The following is a 1,301-nucleotide window of genomic DNA, read 5'->3' on the forward strand; positions in this document are numbered from 1 at the left end:
GGCCTTGACCGCGTTGTGCCCGCCCACACGGTAGAAGTGCCCGTCGGACAGCACACGCAGCAATCGCGTCTGCAGGTCGAACGGCATGTCGCCGATCTCGTCGAGGAACAGCGTGCCGCCCTCGGCCTGCTCGAAGCGGCCGCGGCGCATGGTCTGCGCGCCGGTGAAGGCGCCGCGCTCATGGCCGAACAGTTCGCTTTCCAGCAGGTCCTTGGGTATGGCGGCGGTGTTGATGGCCACAAACGGTCCGCTGGCGCGCGGTGAGTGCTTGTGCAGCGCACGCGCCACCAGCTCCTTGCCCGAACCGGACTCGCCCGTGATCATGACCGTCACGTTGCTTTGCGACAGCCGGCCGATCGCGCGGAACACATCCTGCATGGCGGGTGCCTGTCCCAGCATCTCGGGCGCGGCGGCCATGCGCTCTTCGGCAACCTCTTCACGCTGGCTTTCTTCGACTGCCCGGCGGATGAGCTCGACCGCCTTCGGCAGGTCGAACGGCTTGGGCAGATATTCAAACGCGCCTCCCTGGAACGCCGACACGGCACTGTCCAGGTCAGAGAACGCCGTCATGATGATCACGGGCAGTCCGGGATGTTTTTCCTTGACCTTGGACAAAAGCTCCAGCCCCGAACCGCCGGGCATGCGGATGTCGCTCACCAGGATCTGCGGGCCGTCCTCGTCAGTGGCCGACTCCAGCGCCACCAGAACATCGCGTGGGTTGGTGAAACTGCGCGTGGGCAGGTCCTCCCGCAGCAGCGCCTTTTCCAGCACGAAGCGGATGGATTGGTCATCGTCAACTATCCAGATCGGCTTCATGTCTTTGTTGTCACCCCAAGGTCATCTCATTGATAAAACTACGGAAGCGGAATCAGCATCTTGAAATCCGTTCTTCCAGGCGCGCTGTCGCATTCGATCAGGCCATGATGCTGCTGAACAAAGGTTTGCGCCAGCGTCAGCCCCAGCCCCGAGCCGCCTTCCCTGCCCGACACCAGCGGGTAAAAAATACGGTCCTTGATCGAGTCCGGCACACCGGGCCCGTTGTCGATGACATGCAATTCCAATGCCAGTCGATAGCGCTGCTTGCCAAATGTCACCTGGCGGGCGATCCGGGAGCGAAAAGTCAGGTGTGCGTCACCAGCGGCGATGCGCTCCGAAAGGGCCTGGCAGGCGTTGTGGGCAATATTGAGCACGGCCTGGATCAGCTGCTCGCGGTCACCGCGGAACTCGGGGATGGAGATGTCGTACTCGCGCGAGACCTTCAGGCCGCGCGGGAACTCGGCCAGGATGAGCGAGCGCACACG

2 protein-coding genes are annotated in these 1,301 nt (G+C 63.2%); both read right to left on the bottom strand.

Annotation, left to right across the window (positions count from 1 at the left end):
• Nucleotides 1–816, bottom strand: an 816-nt coding sequence (locus Q8K05_RS11440) for a sigma 54-interacting transcriptional regulator (RefSeq protein ID WP_305246730.1), incomplete at its 3' end; no start/stop codon positions are given.
• 38 nt (nucleotides 817–854) lie between these two features.
• On the bottom strand, nucleotides 855–1,301 hold a 447-nt coding region (locus Q8K05_RS11445), incomplete at its 5' end, for a nitrogen regulation protein NR(II) (protein WP_305246731.1).

Source organism: Polaromonas sp. (assembly GCF_030682935.1).
Taxonomy (GTDB): Bacteria; Pseudomonadota; Gammaproteobacteria; order Burkholderiales; family Burkholderiaceae_C; genus Polaromonas.